Origin of the sequence: Neopusillimonas aromaticivorans (assembly GCF_030344915.1) — a bacterium.
Taxonomy (GTDB): Bacteria; Pseudomonadota; Gammaproteobacteria; order Burkholderiales; family Burkholderiaceae_B; genus Neopusillimonas; species Neopusillimonas aromaticivorans.
Window position 1 is genome coordinate 1,951,731 of record NZ_CP128233.1, and the last position, 18,468, is coordinate 1,970,198.

Annotated in this window: 16 protein-coding genes and 7 pseudogenes; 6 read left to right on the forward strand and 17 right to left on the reverse strand. The window is 58.3% G+C overall.

The genetic code is table 11. The annotated features are described in order from the left end of the window. Window positions 1-20 precede the first annotated feature (20 nt). Complete coding sequence (locus N7E01_RS10790; RefSeq protein WP_289172890.1) at window positions 21-1,529, forward strand: S41 family peptidase; 1,509 nt, start codon at window positions 21-23, stop codon at window positions 1,527-1,529. Beyond that, window positions 1,529-2,288: pseudogene (locus N7E01_RS10795) on the forward strand (HesA/MoeB/ThiF family protein). Before N7E01_RS10790 ends, N7E01_RS10795 begins: the two are co-directional and overlap by 1 nt. A gap of 1 nt (window position 2,289) precedes the next feature. Here the strand turns inward: N7E01_RS10795 and N7E01_RS10800 are convergent. The 6 genes from N7E01_RS10800 to N7E01_RS10825 all read right to left on the reverse strand — a co-directional run bounded on the left by N7E01_RS10800 (window position 2,290) and on the right by N7E01_RS10825 (window position 6,300). Then, entirely contained in the window at window positions 2,290-3,021 is a 732-nt protein-coding gene (locus tag N7E01_RS10800) for a pyrimidine 5'-nucleotidase (RefSeq protein ID WP_434089506.1), read from the reverse strand. Between the two features lie 2 nt (window positions 3,022-3,023). After that, window positions 3,024-3,920 (reverse strand): acetylglutamate kinase, encoded by an 897-nt coding sequence (gene argB, locus N7E01_RS10805; protein ID WP_289172891.1) that lies wholly within the window; start codon window positions 3,918-3,920, stop codon window positions 3,024-3,026. Window positions 3,921-3,947: 27 nt separating this feature from the next. After that, window positions 3,948-4,442, reverse strand: coding sequence for a TlpA disulfide reductase family protein (locus N7E01_RS10810; protein ID WP_289172892.1), 495 nt, complete (start codon window positions 4,440-4,442; stop codon window positions 3,948-3,950). Beyond that, a complete protein-coding gene (locus tag N7E01_RS10815) occupies window positions 4,439-5,110 on the reverse strand; it encodes a BON domain-containing protein (protein WP_289172893.1) in 672 nt (223 codons plus the stop codon). Before N7E01_RS10815 ends, N7E01_RS10810 begins: the two co-directional genes overlap by 4 nt. A 47-nt stretch (window positions 5,111-5,157) precedes the next feature. Continuing rightward, on the reverse strand, window positions 5,158-5,751 hold the full coding sequence (locus N7E01_RS10820; protein WP_289172894.1) for a phosphoheptose isomerase: 594 nt from the start codon (window positions 5,749-5,751) through the stop codon (window positions 5,158-5,160). A gap of 66 nt (window positions 5,752-5,817) precedes the next feature. Beyond that, the gene (locus N7E01_RS10825) at window positions 5,818-6,300 is read right to left on the reverse strand and encodes a YraN family protein (RefSeq protein ID WP_289172895.1); all 483 of its coding nucleotides are present in this window, start codon (window positions 6,298-6,300) and stop codon (window positions 5,818-5,820) included. Between the two features lie 32 nt (window positions 6,301-6,332). Between N7E01_RS10825 and rsmI the strand changes: the two genes are divergently transcribed. Continuing rightward, window positions 6,333-7,265: a 16S rRNA (cytidine(1402)-2'-O)-methyltransferase gene (gene rsmI, locus N7E01_RS10830; RefSeq protein ID WP_289172896.1), complete on the forward strand. Its 933-nt coding sequence runs from the start codon at window positions 6,333-6,335 to the stop codon at window positions 7,263-7,265. Window positions 7,266-7,367: 102 nt separating this feature from the next. Then, a complete protein-coding gene (locus N7E01_RS10835; protein ID WP_289172897.1) occupies window positions 7,368-7,970 on the forward strand; it encodes a nitroreductase family protein in 603 nt (200 codons plus the stop codon). Window positions 7,971-7,996: 26 nt separating this feature from the next. On the opposite strand, the gene N7E01_RS10840 is transcribed toward N7E01_RS10835, so the two are convergent. The 10 genes and pseudogenes from N7E01_RS10840 to N7E01_RS10885 form a co-directional block, all read right to left on the reverse strand. Further along, complete coding sequence (locus N7E01_RS10840; RefSeq protein WP_350494834.1) at window positions 7,997-9,013, reverse strand: septal ring lytic transglycosylase RlpA family protein; 1,017 nt, start codon at window positions 9,011-9,013, stop codon at window positions 7,997-7,999. A gap of 32 nt (window positions 9,014-9,045) precedes the next feature. Next, window positions 9,046-9,908: pseudogene (rapZ, locus tag N7E01_RS10845) on the reverse strand (RNase adapter RapZ). Further along, on the reverse strand, window positions 9,905-10,840 hold the full coding sequence (hprK, locus tag N7E01_RS10850) for an HPr(Ser) kinase/phosphatase (protein WP_289172899.1): 936 nt from the start codon (window positions 10,838-10,840) through the stop codon (window positions 9,905-9,907). Before hprK ends, rapZ begins: the two are co-directional and overlap by 4 nt. Before the next feature lie 8 nt (window positions 10,841-10,848). Beyond that, window positions 10,849-11,307 carry a PTS sugar transporter subunit IIA gene (locus N7E01_RS10855; protein ID WP_289172900.1) on the reverse strand — a complete coding sequence of 153 codons (459 nt, stop codon included), beginning with the start codon at window positions 11,305-11,307 and terminating at the stop codon, window positions 10,849-10,851. Between the two features lie 158 nt (window positions 11,308-11,465). Continuing rightward, window positions 11,466-11,797: pseudogene (gene hpf / locus N7E01_RS10860) on the reverse strand (ribosome hibernation-promoting factor, HPF/YfiA family). A 171-nt stretch (window positions 11,798-11,968) separates the two neighbouring features. Next, window positions 11,969-12,759: pseudogene (gene lptB, locus N7E01_RS10865) on the reverse strand (LPS export ABC transporter ATP-binding protein). Between the two features lie 10 nt (window positions 12,760-12,769). Next, window positions 12,770-13,365, reverse strand: a pseudogene (gene lptA / locus N7E01_RS10870) (lipopolysaccharide transport periplasmic protein LptA). After that, window positions 13,362-13,991, reverse strand: a complete 630-nt coding sequence (gene lptC / locus N7E01_RS10875; RefSeq protein WP_289172902.1) for an LPS export ABC transporter periplasmic protein LptC — start codon at window positions 13,989-13,991, stop codon at window positions 13,362-13,364. The pseudogene lptA and the gene lptC overlap by 4 nt, the downstream one beginning before the upstream one ends. After that, a pseudogene (locus N7E01_RS10880) lies at window positions 13,991-14,589 on the reverse strand (KdsC family phosphatase). Before N7E01_RS10880 ends, lptC begins: the two are co-directional and overlap by 1 nt. A 3-nt stretch (window positions 14,590-14,592) precedes the next feature. Further along, entirely contained in the window at window positions 14,593-15,579 is a 987-nt protein-coding gene (locus tag N7E01_RS10885) for a KpsF/GutQ family sugar-phosphate isomerase (RefSeq protein WP_289172903.1), read from the reverse strand. A 65-nt stretch (window positions 15,580-15,644) separates the two neighbouring features. Here N7E01_RS10885 and N7E01_RS10890 point away from each other — a divergent pair, with 65 nt between their 5' ends. After that, the gene (locus N7E01_RS10890) at window positions 15,645-16,181 is read left to right on the forward strand and encodes an adenine phosphoribosyltransferase (RefSeq protein ID WP_289172904.1); all 537 of its coding nucleotides are present in this window, start codon (window positions 15,645-15,647) and stop codon (window positions 16,179-16,181) included. A gap of 138 nt (window positions 16,182-16,319) precedes the next feature. Here the strand turns inward: N7E01_RS10890 and ilvA are convergent. After that, window positions 16,320-17,825 (reverse strand): annotated as a pseudogene (gene ilvA / locus N7E01_RS10895) (threonine ammonia-lyase, biosynthetic). Window positions 17,826-17,911: 86 nt separating this feature from the next. Between ilvA and N7E01_RS10900 the strand changes: the two are divergent. Continuing rightward, on the forward strand, window positions 17,912-18,409 hold the full coding sequence (locus N7E01_RS10900; RefSeq protein WP_289172905.1) for a YqaA family protein: 498 nt from the start codon (window positions 17,912-17,914) through the stop codon (window positions 18,407-18,409). Window positions 18,410-18,468 lie beyond the last annotated feature (59 nt).

Below are 18,468 nucleotides of genomic sequence, written 5' to 3' on the forward strand. Positions count from 1 at the left end.
GTTTACATACAGGAATGTGCATGAGCACTCGCAAATTTGGACGGTTCGGTCTGGTCATGATGGGGGCGATCGGTGGTGTACTGGTCAGCCTTGGAATTTCGGCAGTCGCCCAGCGTGGTGAGCCCCTGCCCTTGCGGGAACTGCAGCAGTTTGCCAATGTGTTTTCGGCTATCAAGTCCAGTTATGTTGAGCCGCTCACTGATCAAGAGCTCATGAACGAAGCCATCAAGGGTTTGTTTAACGACCTCGACCCGCATTCCGCCTACCTCGACCCGGAAGCCTTCAAGGAAATGGAGGCCATTACACAGGGCGGTTTTGGCGGTCTGGGCATTGAAATCGGCAGCGAAGACGGCATGCCCAAGGTGATTGCTCCTATTGAAGACACCCCTGCAGCGCGTGCAGGTATTTTGTCGGGTGACCTGATCACTCACATTGACGGCCAACCGACCAAGGGCATGACGCTCAGCGAAGCGATCAAGCTTATGCGCGGTGAGCCGCAAACGCCTATCGTGCTGACGATCCAGCGTGCCGGTCAGGACAAGCCGCTGGTGGTGAAAATCGTGCGCGATATGATCAAAGTGCGCAGTGTGCGCAGCAAAATGTTGCCGGACGATATCGGGTATGTGCGTATCGCCCAGTTCCAGGAGCGCACCGTTTCTGACCTTGCGCGCCAGTTGCGCGAGCTGAATGGCGGCAAGACACCCAAAGGTCTGGTCCTCGATTTGCGCAACGACCCGGGCGGGTTGCTTGATGCAGCCATCGGTGTGTCGTCGGCATTCCTGAAGCCTGATGTCCTGGTGGTTTCCACCAAAGGGCGGATCCCGTCATCCAATCGCGAATTCCATGCTAAACCCGTCAATTATGTGCGGAGTTTCAGTGGGGTTTCGAACAGTGATGTCGCCTTTCCCGAATGGGCAAAAACCGTTCCGATGGTTGTCCTGATCAATGTGGGTTCTGCTTCGGCCTCTGAAATTGTTGCCGGTGCACTGCAAGACCATGCCCGTGCCAAAGTATTGGGGAACCGCTCGTTCGGTAAAGGCTCTGTGCAAAGTGTGCTGCCGCTTACCGAAGACTCTGGCATTAAATTGACCACAGCGCTGTATTACACCCCCAAGGGCCGTTCGATTCAGGCGACCGGGGTTGAGCCCGACATCGTTGTGGATGACACCGCACAGGGTAACCTGTTCCGTATTCCACGCGAGGCCGATTTGCAGCATCATTTGTCCAATGGTTCGTCAGCCCCCGAGGTTGTCACACCGCAGGAAGATGATGAAACCATGGCGCCGCCCGATGCCAAGATGTTCGAGTTCGGCGGTACCGATGATTTCCAGCTGCGGCAGGCCATCAACCTGTTGCAGGGTCGTCCGACCAAAAAGAACGAAGTCGTGGCCAAGGCACCTGACACTGAAAAAAATGACAGCGCTGCCGTAGCGCCGGCAGCAGGTGGGACGCGTGTCACCGACGGGCTCTCCGTTGATGGTGTTGAGCGTTATCGTGTGACCCCCGAGGGGATGACCAAGGTACGCTGATGGATGACGCCCAGTTGCTGCGGTATGCCCGGCATATCCTTCTGGATGAGCTGGGTATCGAAGGCCAGCAAAAGTTGTTGGCAGCGCGTGTGCTGGTTGTTGGCGCGGGGGTTGGGCTCGCCGGTCGCCATGTATCTGGCCGCAGCGGGTGTCGGGCATCTGGTGCTGGCCGATGACGATGTCGTCGATATCGGTAACCTGCAACGCCAGATCATGCACCATACCGCAAGCCTTGACCGCGCCAAGGCCTTGTCCGGTCGTGATGCCCTGTTGGCCATTAACCCTGGAATTGTGGTCGAGCCGTTGGTTCAGCGGCTTGATGATGCCGCATTGTCGAGCATTATTGCGACGGTCGATCTGGTGCTGGACTGTTGCGACAACTTCCGCACCCGGCATGCGGTGAACCGCGCCTGTGTCCAGCATGGAAAACCACTGGTTTCGGGCGCAGCGATTCGTTTTTCCGGCCAGGTCAGCGTGTTTGATCTGCGTAATCGCACCAACCCGTGCTACCACTGCTTGTTTCCCGAGGCGGATGACGCCGAAGAGCTGCGCTGTGCGACCACGGGCGTCCTCGGTCCACTGGTGGGTATCATCGGCAGCATGCAGGCGGCCGAAGCGATCAAGGTGATCACCGGTATGGGAGATCCGTTGGTGGGGAGGCTGCAGAGCCTGGATGCCTTGACCATGAATTGGCATCAGATTCGCTACCGTAAAGACCCGGGTTGCGAGGTGTGTGGCTCGGCTGTGGGTGCAGGTTAGCTTAGCGTCGCAGGGTGCGTCGCCCGGTCAGCAATTGTGTCAGCGTATTCACGCGTAAATTGACGTAGCTGTCGCGCCCGCTGTGCAGCGCAGAAAATGGTGTGCCCGGATGAAACACATGCACTGTGCGCAGACCTGTCTGGCGCGCACTTTTCAGGTTCTTGAGCGTATCTTCGACCAGGATGACCCGGCTGGCAGGCGTGCCCAGCCGTGCCAGCACTTGCCGCATCAGGGCTCTGGATGGCTTGGGTCGGATCCGGCCTTGCAATTGCATATGATCGATCGACCAGATCATGTCGAACCAGGGCAGAATGTTCAGGGCGTGCAAAACCTGGCGGGCATAGTCGTGCGGTGCATTGGTCAACAGAATCTTGCGCCCGGGTAACTGCGCGAATTTTCGGGCCAGGCCGCGTTCCGAGTGCACCAGCGGGCATGCATCGAAATCGTGGCTCAGGCGCAAGAACTCATCGGCATCAACGCCGTGATGCTTGACCAGGCCAATGACGGTTGCCCCATACTGTTTCCAGTAGGCCGCACGCAGTTCATTGGCACGGTCGATTTCGACGCCCAGACATTGCGCAACGGCATGCGTCATTTTGCTGTCGATTACTTTGAAAATAGAGCGCGAGCTGTCGTGCAGGGTATTGTCGAGATCGAACAGCCAGACAGGGGCGTCTTGGGCGTAGGCCCGCCGTGCCCGGTGGGCGGGCAGACGGGTATGCAATGACCGCACGCTTAGTGCGCGCTGATCATGGTGCCGACGCCGCGGTCGGTCAGGATTTCAAGCAGCAGGCAGTGCGGCACCCGGCCATCAACGACGTGAACCGAGTTGACCCCGTTGCGTGCGGCATCGAGCGCCGATGAAATTTTCGGCAGCATGCCGCCGGAAATGGTGCCGTCGGCAAACAGTTCGTCGATGGTTCGCGCAGACAGATGCCGCAGTAACTGACCTTGTTTGTCGAGTACGCCCGGTGTGTTCGTGAGCATGACAAGCTTTTCGGCACCCAGCACTTCGGCCATTTTGCCTGCCACCAGGTCGGCGTTGATGTTGTAGGCGCGGCCATCTTCACCGTAACCAATTGATGAAATGACCGGAATGAACTGATCGTCTTGCAGAGCCTTGACCACTGCCGGCTCGATACGGGTGATGTCGCCCACGAAACCGATGTCGATCATTTCACCGGGTTTGTCTTTGTTGGGTACCAGCTTTTTATGGGCCTGAATCAGGCAGCCGTCTTTGCCGGTAAGGCCAACCGCCTTGCCACCGGCCTCGTTGATCATCATGACGATATCTTGCTGGACTTGCCCGCCCAGCACCCATTCGACCACTTCCATGGTTTCGGCATCGGTGACTCGCATGCCCTGAATGAATTCGCCTTCTTTGCCTACCCGTTTGAGTGCCTCGTTGATTTGCGGCCCGCCGCCGTGAACCACGACGGGATTCAGGCCGACCAGTTTGAGCAGCACGACATCGTGTGCAAAACTGCGTTGCAGCGCTTCTTCGGTCATGGCGTTGCCGCCGTACTTGACGACAACGGTTTTGCCATGAAAGCGACGGATGTACGGTAGTGCCTCGGACAGGACAGCCGCTTTGATTTCAGAGGAATAGATAGGGGAGTCGGTAGAGGTCATGGGATAGTGGAGGCAAGGGTTTGCAGGTTAACCGGCCAGCGCGCGCTGTACCGTTTTGACGAACTCGTCTTTGTCGTAGTTGCCCAGGTAGCGTTTGACGATATTGCCTTGCTTGTCGAGCAGGAAGCCGGTGGGTGTGAGCTGGATATCGCCAAATGCCTTTGCGATGCTGCCGTCGGCGTCGTAAACCACCGTAAAGGGCAGTTCGCGGGTTTGTGTGAAATTACGGACAAAGTCAATGTTGTCGCGTTGCAGTGCCACGGCAATGACCTCGTACCCTTGCGACGCCAATGCCTTGTAGGTTTCGGTCATGTCGGGCATTTGTTTGATGCAGGTGACGCAGTCGGTTGTCCAGAACTTGACCAGGACGACCTTGTTTTCAAGGTCGGCGGTGGAAAAGGTTTTGTCTTGCAGCGATGTAAAGCTGACGTTGGGTGCTGAGCGGGATGGGCTGCCAAGCTGCCAGGCAAGCAGCCCGACCGCCACGACAGCGGCAATGACGATCAGTTTAAGTTTACTCATTGGACGGGCATAACCTGTGTATCGGGGGCACCGGTGCTGGCTGGCGCCGAGGGTTGGACAGTGGTGACCGGGGCCGGGGTTGTGCCCGCAGGCGAACCGCCGACAGGGTCGGTGATGAGGGTTTCACGAGCCACGATCTGGAACAGCTTGACGGCCTCGTTGACACCATTGACGCCGGCAGCAACCCGGGCAGCCATGTTGCCCTCGGTTTCAGTCACCTTGCCTTGCAGGTAAACGGCCCCTCGCTCGGTGGTGACGACGATCGTGCGTGCGGGGACGTCTTTGGCATTGATCAGGGCCGTGCGTACTTTGGTCGTGATCCAGGTGTCGTTGGTGCGCACGCTGAGTGGGGTAATTTCACCAACGCGCAGGCGGTTGATGACTTCTTTGACGTTTTCGATTTTTCCGGCGGCATCGGCGGCTGCGGCCTTGTCTTGTTCTGAAGGGACATCGCCCAGCAGCAGGACCCGTCCGGCATACGACACGGCGATGACCCGGGCCTTGTCGGTGAACAGACGCCGCATTTCAGCGCCGATTTTCATTTCGATGGACTGGTCTTCGACTTGCTCGCCAGCGGTGCGGCGATCGGCGGCTACAGCCGCAGTTGTGGCGGCTCCGCCAACCAGCAGTACGCCGCACCCCGACAGCAGGGTGCCCAGCGCCAGCATGATAACCAGGCAGGTTTGTCGGGAAAATCGTGAAAAGGTCAAGGGCATTAGAGCGAGTCTCCGAGAAGCAGGGCGTCGATGCCGTCGCACAGGGCATGCAACAAGACAATGTGGACTTCCTGAATACGCATGGTGCGATCGTGAGGGACGCACAGGTGGATATCCGTTTCGGCCAGAACGTCATTGAAAGTACCGCCCCCTTTGCCGGAAAGGGCGATGACCGTCATTTCGCGATCATGTGCTGCTTCGATGGACCGCAGAACATTCGGAGAGTTCCCGCTGGTGCTGATGGCGACCAGAATATCGCCAGGCTGCCCCAGGGCCATGACCTGTCGCTCGAAGATGTGGTCGTAGCCGTAGTCGTTTGCGACGGCGGTGAGGATGGAGGTGTCGGTATTGAGGGCAATACCGGCCAGCGGCAGGCGGTCGCGCTCAAACCGTCCGACCAGTTCGGCGATGAAATGCTGGGCATCGGCGGCTGAGCCGCCATTGCCACACGCCAGAATTTTGTTGTTGTTGGCCAGGGCGGCAAACAGCTGATCGACAGCCGCCGCCAGTGGTTCTGCCAGCATTTGACCACTGGCTTTGAAGGTGTCGATGGCGTCGTCGAAATGTGACGACATGCGAGAGGTCATATCCATGGCCGTATTATCTCATGAGCGCTGTAAATCGAGGTCAGGTAATGTAACGTTTTCTGGCACAGATGTTCAGCAGCTGAAGGCGCCACGCAGCCAGTTCAGGCCGTCGGGTTCGATGGTAATGACATCAAACCGGCAGGGTGGGGTGCGGGTTGCATAGAACTGTCGTGACAGGGCCGGCAGGAAAAAACGTGCGCTGCGAATCATGCGCCGTTGCTTATCCCGGTTTACACTGGCGGCCGCACCGCCAAAGCCAGCCTGGTTGCGATACTTCACCTCGACAAAAACCAATGTGCCCCGGTCGTTTGCGACCAGGTCAATTTCGCCCTGCCGGCAGCGCAGGTTTTGCATCAGAATGTGCAGACCGTGTCGCACCAGATGGGCGGCGGCCCTGGCTTCTGCCTCAAAGCCGGTTTTTTGCGAGGGTGAATACGCAGGTGATACGTCGTCAGCCAGTACTTGTTTGGCAGCCGGACGACGTTTGCGGCGTTTCAGTGCCTTGGCCTGGGCGGCCCGGGCAAGTTCAAATACAGTCAGTTCGGGGTCAGTCATCAGGGCGCCGGATGCAGTTCAACAGGTTAAGTATGCTTGAAAAATCCGATGTGCAGACCTCCGAAGGGTCATGGAAACGTCTCACCGAGCGCGTCGAGGCCCAGGACTGGCCGGCCGGCGCGTTGTATGTTGTGGCAACACCCATTGGCAATCTGGCGGATCTGTCATTGCGTGCCTTGCATACGTTGTCGCGGTGTGACGTGATTGCTGCGGAAGATACCCGTTCCAGTCGTCAGCTGCTGGATGCCTGGGGCATCACGACGCCCCTGGTTGCCGCGCATCGCCATAACGAAGCGCAAGCCGGGCAGGCCATCATCGAGCGACTGCAGGCCGGGCAGCGGGTTGGCCTGATTTCAGATGCCGGGGCGCCGGGGGTCAGTGACCCGGGGGCGCGTATTGTGCGCGCGTGCCAGCAGGCCGGATGCCGGGTTATCCCCATTCCGGGTGCAAGCGCTGTGCTGGCCGCGCTGATGGCCAGCGGTGCAACGTCCGATGAGAACCCTGCGTTTGTATTTGCGGGGTTCATGCCATCCAAGGCGATGGCGCGCCGGAAGTGGTTGCAACAGTGGTGTGCCATGCCGGCTCCGGTGGTGATGTTCGAGTCACCGCATCGGGTGCGTGTTGCTCTGGCCGATGTGCTTGAGGTGTGCGGCCCGAACCGGCAGGTAACCATTGCGCGCGAGTTGACCAAGCGTTTTGAGCAGGTGGTCACGATGTCGCTGTCAGGCGTTGAGGCGTGGTTTGCGACTGACAGCCATCATGAGCAGGGCGAATTTGTGTTGATAGTGCATGCTGCACCGCAGCGTGAAGTTGGGGTCATCGATGCGGATACGTTGGCCCTGCTGGATATTCTGCTGGAAACAGTCAGTGTGCGCGATGCCGTCAAGGTGGTCACGCGTGTCAGTGGCTTGCCGCGCGACACTGTTTACAAACTGGCCCTTGAACGCCAACCTGCCGCCAGCTGATTGTTGTGCATTTGGCTTGTGCCGGTTGTGTTTTGCTGTTTTTCATAGGGCATAAGCCCTTTTCAACTGTAGTTCACTTGATTTTGATAGGAGTAGTTTCACGTGACCAAGCTTGCATTTCTTGAGTCGGCCGCCAAGCGTCGCAGTCAGTACGCATTGGGTAAAGCGTCACCACTGTCGCAGGACGAGGTGACCCAACTGATTCAGCACGCCGTTCGGCACAGCCCGTCGGCGTTCAATTCGCAGAGTTCCCGCGTCGTGATCCTGTACGGTGCCCAAAGCGAAAAATTCTGGGATATCGTCAAGGAAGAATTGCGCAAAATCGTGCCAGCCGACAAGTTCGAGTCAACCGACAAGCGTTTGTCCAGTTTTGCGGCAGGGGTCGGTACGGTCTTGTTCTATGAAGACCAGGATGTCGTCAAAGAGTTGCAGGAAAAATTCGCTATCTATGCGGAAAATTTCCCGATCTGGTCTGAACAGTCGAGCGGCATGGCTCAGTATGCTGTCTGGACGGCGCTTGCCGATGCCGGCATCGGCGCCAGTCTGCAGCATTACAACCCGGTAGCCGACGCCGCTGTAACCGCTGAGTGGGGTCTCCCGTCCCAGTGGAAGCTGCGTGCGCAGATGCCGTTTGGCTCCAATGAAGGTCCGGTCAAAGAAGCGTCTTTCATTGACGACGCCCAACGCTTCCGCGTCTTCGGTTAATTTCGGGCGGTTTCTTGAGCCTCGCCTTAGCGTGACGCGATGGCGGGGTTCATGCCGATAAGGTCGTACAGCCGCACCGCAGCATTTACAGCGTGTGTGCGGTCGATGTAAGGCCCCAGTTGTACCCGGTACAGGTTGGCCGCCAGGCTGACGTGTACCGTATTATTTTCATGGCCGGCAATAAGCGTGTTGAGTTTCTGGGCCAGTGCCAGCGCGTTATCTTCGCTGCCAAAAGCACCAAACTGCAGATAGAAGCCAGCCCCCGCAGCGGGCACAGCCGGCATGTCTGTTACCCTTGATGAATCACCCGATGCCGGTACCGCAGACAGAGTGTCTGCCGCTTCGTCGTTTGCGTTTGCCATGGTCGTCAGTTCGATGGCGGCCAGTGCATCGGGCACGATGGGTGTCATGACGGGTTCAGTGTCATTGATCAATGAGGCGCGTGCGACATCAACCGTGCTGGCGACCGGTATAACCGGTGCTTGAGCAACGGTTGCTGATGTTCCCGGTGAGTTCCAGGAGCCCCTGGAAATATCGGTGTGCGTGATAGCCTCGACAATGACCTTGCCGCTGCCAGGGCCAATCAGGCCCAGTTTGGCCGCAGCCACATAGGACAGGTCGATGATGCGCCCGGGGTGAAACGGCCCCCGGTCGTTGATGCGAACCACAATGGTGCGGCCGGTTGCTGGCCGTGTCACTTTGGCATAGCTTGGAATCGGCAGGGTGGGGTGAGCGGCTGTCATGGCGTACATGTCGTAAATTTCGCCGTTGGCCGTTTTGTTGCCATGAAACTGGCGGCCGTACCATGATGCAATGCCCTCTTCCCGGAACGGAACGTTGCCGCTGATGGGAACGTAACGTCGGCCAAAAACGCTGTAGGGCCGAAAGTTGGCCGGGGCATAGGCTTCTATGCGGGGGATGGCATTGGGGATGGCATTGATGTCGGGCGCCCCGCTGCCCGGGCCATCATTCTGGTAATAGCCCCTGACCGTTTGCCCGATGACGAGCAGCCCGCCAGTACGGCCAGCAGAAGTATCAGGCAAAAGTAAAGGGCGCTTCGTGCATGCATAAGGCTTCAGTCTGGGACAGGCAGGTTTCTGTGTCGGACGAGAAGGGGGAGTGGTCGGAAAAACGACGGGCCAGTTGCTCGACCACGTAAACCGAGCGATGCTGGCCGCCGGTACAGCCAATGGCTATTGTCAGGTAATTACGGGTGTCTTGTAAATACAGGGGCAGCCAGCGGCGTACGAAGCTGCTGATGTCTTCCACCATGTTTTCAACGCTGCCAAATTGCCCCAGCCATTGGGCAACCGGCTCATCGCGGCCGGTCAGGGCTCGCAAATCGCGATCGTAGTGCGGATTGGGCAGGCAGCGAACGTCGAAGATAAGGTCGGCATCTCCGGGCACGCCACGTTTGTAGGCGAATGATTCGAATGTCAGGACCACATCGGCCCTTCCGGCCTGGGTCAGTTCACGCATCCAGGCCCGCAGTTGTCCGGGTGTCAGGTCGGAGGTGTCGATGACGTGCTCTTGTTCGCGCAGGGACGCGAGCATGTCACGTTCGGTATGAATGCATTCGAGCAGCGAGGGCGAATGGCCTTTTTGTTGCAGGCGGTCAGTGAGCGGGTGGCGTCGACGCGACTCGGAGTAGCGCTGCATCAGGGTGTGATCGCTGGCATCGAGGAAGACGACCTTGAGCTCAACCCCTTGCGCCCGCAGCCCGGTAACGATGTCTGGCAAAGTGGCCAGCTCGCCGGGAGAGCGTACGTCGATGGCGATCGCGACCCGTTCAAGGTGTTCGTCCCGTACGGTGGCAATGAATTCGTGGAGGAATTTGACCGGAAGGTTGTCGACGCAGGTGTATCCGGAATCTTCGAGCAACCTTAATGCGACAGATTTTCCGGAGCCGGATATGCCGGTGATGATGACAATTTTCATGGCTGCTCGGGACGGCTGCTTTCCATGATGGCCAGCGCCTGTCGTTCGATAAATTCTCCCATGGTGTCAATGCCCCTGAGGGACAAAATGGTATTGCGCACGGCGGCCTCGACAAGTACGGCGAGATTGCGCCCTGCTGCAACCTGCAGCATGACACGGCGGATTGGCGTTTCGAGGATATCCTGGGTCAGGTCTTGTACCGGAAGGCGTTCGAACGCGTCAGCGTTGGAGCGCATGAGCTGAACGATCAGTTTGAGGCGCATTTTGCGACGTACCGAGGTTTCACCAAATATGGTGCGGATATCAAGCAGGCCCAGCCCGCGTACTTCAAGCAGGTTTTGCAGCAGGGGCGGGCAGTGACCTTCAATGATGCCCGGCGCTGTGCGGGACAGTTCGACCGCGTCATCGGCAACCAGCCCGTGTCCACGCGAAATCAGTTCGAGCGCCAGTTCGCTTTTACCCAAACCGGATTCGCCGGTGATCAGTACGCCCAGCCCAAGTACATCCATAAAAACACCGTGTACTGTGGTGGTGGGCGCAAGCCGCTTGCCCAGGTAGATGCGTAGCAAGTCGATGAGCTTTGCCGCTTCAATGGGGGTCGAGAGCAGGGGCACTTGCTGTGCGTTGCAAAAATCGCGCAGATCTTCGGGAGCCTCGAGGTTTTCAGCCAGCAAAATGGCCGGTACACCGCCGGTGACCAGGTCTTCGAGGTGATGCAACCGTCGTTTGGGTTCGAAACGCATGTAGTACAGCAGTTCGGCCTTGCCGAATACCTGAATGCGTGACGGGTGGATGAGGTTGAGGTGACCCACCAGATCGGCCCCTGCCATACCGATGTCGGGAACGACGCGGTGGGCGGCCCCCAGACCGGCAACCCAGGTGAACGGGATTCTTTCGGCGTTATCGCTGACGAGTTCCTGGACAGTGAGCATGTGGTGCCTTATGACGCGGAGCCTGAGGTGAGCAATGCGTGGATGACGGCAGGGTCTTTTTCGGACAACAGCTGTTCGCGCAGACTTTCGTTCGATGCCATGCGGGCGATTTCCGACAGAAGGTCAAGGTGCATTTGCGTTGCGGCTTCGGGGACCAGAAGTACAAACAGCAGGCTGGCCTGACGTCCATCGTTGGGGTCAAACCGCACAGGTTCAGCCAGACGGAAAAACGCAATGGCGGGTTCTTTGAGGCCCTTGATGCGGCCGTGTGGCACAGCAATAAGGTGACCGAGTGCGGTGGAGCCCAGACGCTCGCGCCCCATGAGGCTCTGGAAAACCGCTGTACGGGCGATGCCGTGATGGTTTTCAAAGAGCAGGGCAGCTTGTTCGAAGGCCCGCTTTTTGCTGGTGGCCTCGAGATCCAGCACGATGTTTTGCAGAGGCAGGATGCGCGACATTAAGTTCATGGCGGACATTATAGGTGGGGTCGTGGCGTTACACAAAAGCAGTCTGAAAACATGCGAAAGCCCCAACACCGGGGTGAATGGGGCTGACTTGATGGGCCGGTTTCAGTCGCCTGGGTTAGCGCTGAAAGGCGCTTGTGCGACGAACGGCCTGATCGGCATTACTCTTCTTCGGCAGGGATCTCTTGCCGTTTGAGCGCATCGTTGGCGTGATCCTGGATTTTTCTTTGTATTTGAGGACCTGGCGATCGATTTTGTCGGCCAGCAGATCGATGGCCGCATACAGGTTTTCGTCGGAGGCTTCGCAGTGCAGATCTTTGCCGCGCAAGCGCATGGTGACTTCGGCTGTATGTTTGAGACGCTCTACAGAGAGCATGACCTGGGTGTCAATGACGTGGTCAAAATGCCGGGCGACCCGAGCCAGTTTTGTTTTGACATATTCATCGATGGCGGGAGTTACTTCGAGGTGGCGACCGGTAATACTCAGGTTCATGTTGAGCTCCTAAAAAAACAACAATGGGTGCAGGGGCACCGTTGAAAGTTACTGCCAGACCTCCGTGGTGGTTGCTGATGACTCCAGTGTATCGTTTGCAAGGCCGAAATCAAGGGGGTATAACCAGGATTTGTGAAAAATCAAAAATGCCCGATGGTTTTTCGTTGCTGCTTACATGCGGAAATTCTTGCCCAGGTAGACCTGGCGTACCGCCTCGTTGTCGATGATTTCGTCGGGATGGCCGTCGGTCAGTACCTTGCCCTCGCTGATGATGTAGGCCCGGTCACAAATACCCAGAGTTTCACGAACGTTGTGGTCGGTGATCAGGACCCCGATATTGCGTGCCTTCAGGAAGTGCACAATGCGCTGGATTTCGATGACGGCAATCGGGTCAACGCCGGCGAACGGTTCGTCAAGCAGGATGAAACGAGGGTTGGTGGCCAGGGCGCGGGCGATTTCAACACGGCGACGTTCGCCGCCCGAGAGTGAAATGGCTGTGTTTTTTCGGATATGCTGGATTTGCAGTTCGTCGAGCAGCAGCTCGAGCTGTTGGGCCAGTGCCTGTTTGCCCAGGGGCTTGCCTGAATTGTCGAGCTGCAGTTCAAGGACCGCCTGGATATTCTGCTCGACGGTCAGGCGGCGGAACACCGAGGCGTCTTGAGGCAGGTAGGACAGCCCTAGCCGGGCGCGTTTGTGCATGGGCATGGCCGTGATGGGCACGCCGTCGATTTCGATACGTCCGGAGTCGGTGGGGACGATGCCGACAATCATGTAGAAGCTGGTGGTTTTACCCGCGCCATTGGGGCCCAGCAGACCGACGACCTCACCGCTGCCGACCGAGATGGACACGTCGTGCACAACCGTACGTTTACCGTAGGTTTTTTCAGGCCGGTCGCGATGAGGCTGCCTTTGCTGTCGCTGGTCGCGCGCAGCGGGTTGCGATCGGAGGAGGAAGAAACCATGACGACCGCCTTATTGCCTGCTTTGCTGTTTGCAGGCAGCCGCAGCGGCTTCGGCTTTGGCCGCCGGGGTGGCCAGCGAACGCACACGACCGCCACGCGCCGCCGAGTTCGGCCCGCCAGATGCCTTGTAAACGCTGGTGGCCTGGTAATACTTGACGCGTTCACCGCTGATGGTGTCGAACGGTTTGCCACAGACGAATTTGGTGATGGTGGCCTGGCCGATCATTTCGATGGTTTCGGCTTTGCCATCGTATTCGGCGCGCAGGCCGCGAGCTTCGATGACTTCAAACTTTTCGGGGTTTTCCTGGCGGATGAAGACCAGTTTGCCTTTGTCGGCGGTGGCCGTACCGTACTGGAAGCCATCGGCGTCTTCGCGCGTGACCAGCACATCGGAGTTGAGGGTCATGGGGCCGCGCGTCATGACGACGTTACCGGTAAAGGTGCTTTCTTTTTACCGTCGTCGTAGTTAAGCGTATCAGACAGAATCAAGGTGTCGGGTTCGTCGGCGGGCGGTTTGCTGCCACCCGTTTGTGCCAGGGCAGTCAGGTTCAGGCACAGCAGGGTGCAGGCCAGAAGCGAAGGGAGAGGAAGACGTTTTGAGATCATGGTAGTTTTGTAGCAGGCCCGCTGCCGGCAGGGGTGTCGGAGCGTTTACGGGTATCGTCGCCAGAAATCTTGACATCACTGGCGGATAAAACCTCAAGTGTACGAGAGACGTTGTCGTAGCGCATGCCTTTTCCGTTGATGCGCGATTTGCCGTTGACAACCAGCGCAGGCAGGTCGGTGTAGGCGATGTCTTCGTCGGGTAGCAAAACAAGTTGCTCGCTGGTGACATCGAGGGCGGGGCGATCGTCGTATGGAACCCGATGCAGCTGTGCGTTGCCGTTCAGGGTGATGCGACCGCCGCCTTCATTCATGATGGCTTTGTCGCCGGTTGCGACGGTGACGGGCGAGCCTGCCCGCTGTCCGACCGCCCTGGCGTTGTCGATTTCATAAGAGTCGTCGTCCGGATAGTGAACCATGTAGTCGCCTTCAAGACGATTGATGGCTTCACCGTCTGTGTTGGTGCGGATCATGACGAAACGCTCGGACCAGGCATCGGGTTCGTGGGTGAGACGGCGCGGGTCGTCGAGCACCACCGAGCGCAGCGTGTAATCGGCCGCCCACCAGCTTAGAGCCACCAGCGAAACCAGCAGCAGAAGGGCTACCAGGGTAGGTACGCGTTCTTTCATTATTGGGTGACGTCGCCCAGAATGACGGAGTTTGCCAACAAAAAGGGACCTAATCGGCCTTGTGCGGCCAGAATGAGGTCGCAGCATTCGCGGGCGGCTCCGTGCCCGCCGTTGGTGGATGCGACCCAGTGCACGGCCTGAGCGATATAGGCCGGTGCGTTGGGCACGCTGGCTGAAAAGCCGACGCGTTGCAAAGCGGCCAGATCCATGATGTCGTCACCCATGAAGCCCACCTGGTCAAGGCTGCAGCCGAGTCCTGATGCCATGGCGCCCAGAGCCTGCACTTTGTCGCGTACCCCTGCTGAACCAGTTCGATGCCCAGTTCGGCGGCGCGGCGAGCCACGATGGGGCCTTTACGCCCGGTGATGAAGGCGACGGCGATGCCACTTTCGCGCAGCATGCGCAGGCCGTAGCCGTCGAGCGAATTGAAACGCTTGACCAGTTCACCGTTTTCGCCGTACCAAAGCCCGCCATCGGTCAGGATGCCATCGATGTCAAAGGCCATGAGCCGTACTTCGCGGGCTCGTTCGATAACCTGAGGATTGACGCGGGCCAGAACAAGGGCCTCGGCCGGGTGAGGGATGGAAACAGATTTCATGAATCAGATTACCTTTGCTGCCATAAGGTCGTGCATGTGCAGGGCGCCGATAAGCTGGCCATGCTCATTGACAACCACCACCTGGGATAAATGGTTGGTGTCCATCAGTGTGGCTGCCTCGACGGCCAGCTGACTGGCGACGACGTTTTTCGGGTGGTGCGACATGCCGTCGGCCACAGTGAGCGAGCGGATGTCACCCTTGCGGATGATCAGGCGGCGCAAGTCACCGTCGGTAAAAATGCCGATGGGGTGATTGTCCGGATTGGTGACGATGGTCATGCCCATGCCCTTGCGTGACATTTCTTCGAGCGCCAGGGGAATAAGCGTGTGCTCGTGTACGACCGGCAGGGCATCGCCCGAGCGCATGACGTCGCGAACATGGGTGAGCAGGCGTCGGCCCAGCGCGCCGCCAGGATGCGACAGCGCGAAGTCTTCTGCGCCGAACCCGCGAGCCTCAAGGCAGGCGACCGCCAAAGCGTCGCCCAGCGCCATGGTGACGGTGGTGCTGGCCGTGGGGGCCAGGTTTAGCGGGCAGGCTTCGTGTTCAACGTGGACGTCCAGGTGGATATCTGCGTTGGCCGCCAGCTCGGAGCGGGGGTGGCCGGTGATGGCGATGATGGGTATGGCCATGCGTTTGCAGACCGACAGCACCGTGACCAGTTCCTGGGCAGCCCCGGAGTAAGAAATGGCCAGCACGACATCGTGTGGTGTCAGCATGCCCAGGTCGCCATGAATGGCCTCGACCCCATGCATGAAAAATGCCGGCGTGCCGGTAGATGCCAGTGTTGCCGCGATTTTTCTTCCGATATGACCTGACTTGCCGATACCGGTGACCACGACCTTGCCCCGGCAGGCCAGCATATGACGCACGGCATCATGAAAAGCGTGGTCGAGGCGCTGCTCAAGCGCCTGCAGCGCACTGGTTTCAGTGCGCAGGGTGCGCCGTGCCGACGCCAGGGTTTCATCGGGTGAAAGCGGGCGAGAACTCATCTTGTCATTTTAAATTAAGGTTATAGTTAACCCTAAGTCTAACTTCATGTCTTATGGCAACTTAAATGCACACTGACCCAGCAGATTACATCCGCAACGCCATCCGCAGCGTGCCCGACTGGCCTAGCCCGGGCGTAACGTTTCGAGACATAACGCCCATATTACAAGATCCCCGATCCTTCCGTGTGCTGGTTGACCTGTTCGTCTACCGCTATATGCGTCATCGGCTTGATCTGGTGGCGGGTATTGATGCCCGCGGGTTCATTCTGGGCTCGGTGCTGGCCTACGAACTGAATCTGGGTTTTGTGCCAGTGCGTAAAAAAGGCAAATTGCCCTATCAGACGCTGGCCGAAGAGTACACCCTTGAGTATGGCAACGCTACGGTCGAAATGCACACAGATGCGGTCAAGCCGGGTCAGCGTGTTTTGTTGATTGACGACCTTATCGCGACGGGTGGCACCATGGTCGCGGCGGCCAAGCTGTTGCAGCGTCTTGGCGCGAATGTGGTCGAGGCTGCCGCCATTATCGACCTGCCTGAGCTGGGCGGGTCGACAACCCTTAAGGAAACTGGTTTGCCCATTTATACGGTCTGCAGTTTTTAAACGGTATCTGTTTCGTCCGCCGAGGGGCGGTTGTCAGGGGCACAGCAAAAAAACAAACGGGGGGCAAAAAAGCCTCCCCGTTTGTTTTTTTGCCTGTGATCTGTGTGTTTACCAAGCCCGGGCGCCCCAGGCAGGGTGTCAAAGGAACAGCTTGTAGGCCGGGTTTTCAGTTTCGTTCCAGTAAGGGTAACCCAGCGAATCAAGAAATTCCTTGAATTTCTTTTTGTCGGCGGGGGCACCTGAAGGCCGACCAGAATGCGCCCGTAATCGTCGCCCTGGTTACGATAATGGAACAGGCTGATGTTCCATTCGGGGCTCATGGCGCTTAGAAATTTCATCAGGGCGCCGGGGCGTTCGGGGAATTCGAAGCGAAACAGCATTTCGTGCTCGGCCAGAGCCGAGCGCCCGCCCACCATGAACCGCAGGTGGGTTTTGGCCATTTCATTGTGCGTCAGGTCAAGGGTTTCAAACCCTTTTTGCGCAAGGCGGTGGCGATTTTTTCAGGTTCGGCTGCCGAACTGATTTGCACACCGACAAATACATGGGCGCTGGACGCGTCTGAAATGCGATAGTTGAATTCGGTGACGCTGCGCGACCCGATGGTTTCGCAAAGTTTCAGGAAGCTGCCGCGTTGTTCGGGGATGGTGAGCGCCAGCAGGGCTTCGCGAGCTTCGCCGACATCGGCGCGGTCGGCCACGAAACGCAGGCGGTCGAAGTTCATGTTGGCGCCGCTGGCAATGGCGATCAGGTTTTTGTTCTTCAGTTTGTGCAGGGCGGCATATCGCTTGGCACCGGCAATGGCCAGGGCCCCGGATGGTTCCAGTACGCTGCGGGTGTCCTGGAAGACATCTTTAATGGCGCCGCAGATGGCATCGGTATCGACGGTGATGAAGTCATCGACGTAGTCGCGTGTGAGGCGGAAGGTTTCCAGGCCGACCTGCTTGACGGCTGTGCCGTCGGAAAACAGACCGACGTCGCTCAGTTCGATGCGTCGGCCGGCCTTGACGCTGCGGATCATGGCGTTTGAGTCTTCGGTTTGCACACCAATGATTTTGATGTCGGGGCGCAGTTGCTTGATGTAACTGGCGACACCGGCAATCAGGCCGCCACCGCCGATCGCGGCAAAAACTGCGTCGATGGGGCCGGGGTGCTGGCGCAGGATTTCCATGCCGATGGTGCCCTGGCCGGCAATGACGTCCGGATCATCGAATGGGTGTACAAACGTGAGTTTTTCTTTCTTTTCAAGCTCTTTGGCGTGCAGGTAGGCGTCAGAGTAGCTGTTGCCCACCAGTACGGTTTCGCCGCCCAGGCGTTGTACGGCATTGACCTTGACCAGTGGTGTGGTGGTGGGCATGACGATGACGGCCCGGCACCCCAGCTTTCGGGCCGACAGCGCAACCCCTTGGGCGTGATTGCCGGCCGATGCCGCAATGACGCCGCGTTTCAGCTCGGCAGGGCTGAGATTGGCCATTTTGTTGTAGGCCCCGCGCAGCTTGAAACTGAATACCGCCTGCGTGTCTTCGCGCTTGAGAAAAATGTTGTTGTTGGTACGTGCGGAAATCTGGGGGCGAATTCGAGAGGGGATTCGATGGCAACGTCGTAGACTTTGGACGTGAGAATGCGTTTAAGGTAGTCAGTGGACATGGTGAGCGAAAAGGCGGAAGACGTGATGCACGTAAACAACAAGATTACCACAGCGGATTTGTCCGCTAAAGCTACACTGCCACCCTATGGAAACTTCAATTACCCCGTTGCTGGATAGCCTGTTTCAGGTGTTTGCCCTGCCTCAGGCCGGGCTTGCCGCCGTATTTCTGGCCAGCCTGATTTCGTCGACGTTATTGCCCATGGGTTCCGAGGCGGTGCTGCTGGCCTATATTGGCCATGTGCCCGCCATGGTCTGGGTGGCGCTGGCGGTAGCAACGCTGGGTAACACACTGGGGGGCGTCATTACGTTCTGGATGGGGCGTGGCGCAGAAGCCTTGTACGAACGTTACGCCACATCCGGCGGGTCTGATCGCTGGACCAGGAACGCCCGCCAATGGGTAGGCCGCTGGGGTGCCCCGGTTTTATTGCTGTCGTGGTTGCCCGTTATTGGTGATCCATTGTGTGCCGTGGCGGGCTGGTTGCGGTTGCCGTTCTGGCGCTCGGTAATCTACATCGCCATCGGCAAGGCCTTGCGCTATCTGGCGATAGCCCTGCCCGCCCTATGGTTTTTTCCGGCAAATTGAGCAGGGCAGCCCCTTGACCGATGCAGTAAACTGAGGGTTAACCATATCTCTTTGAATGC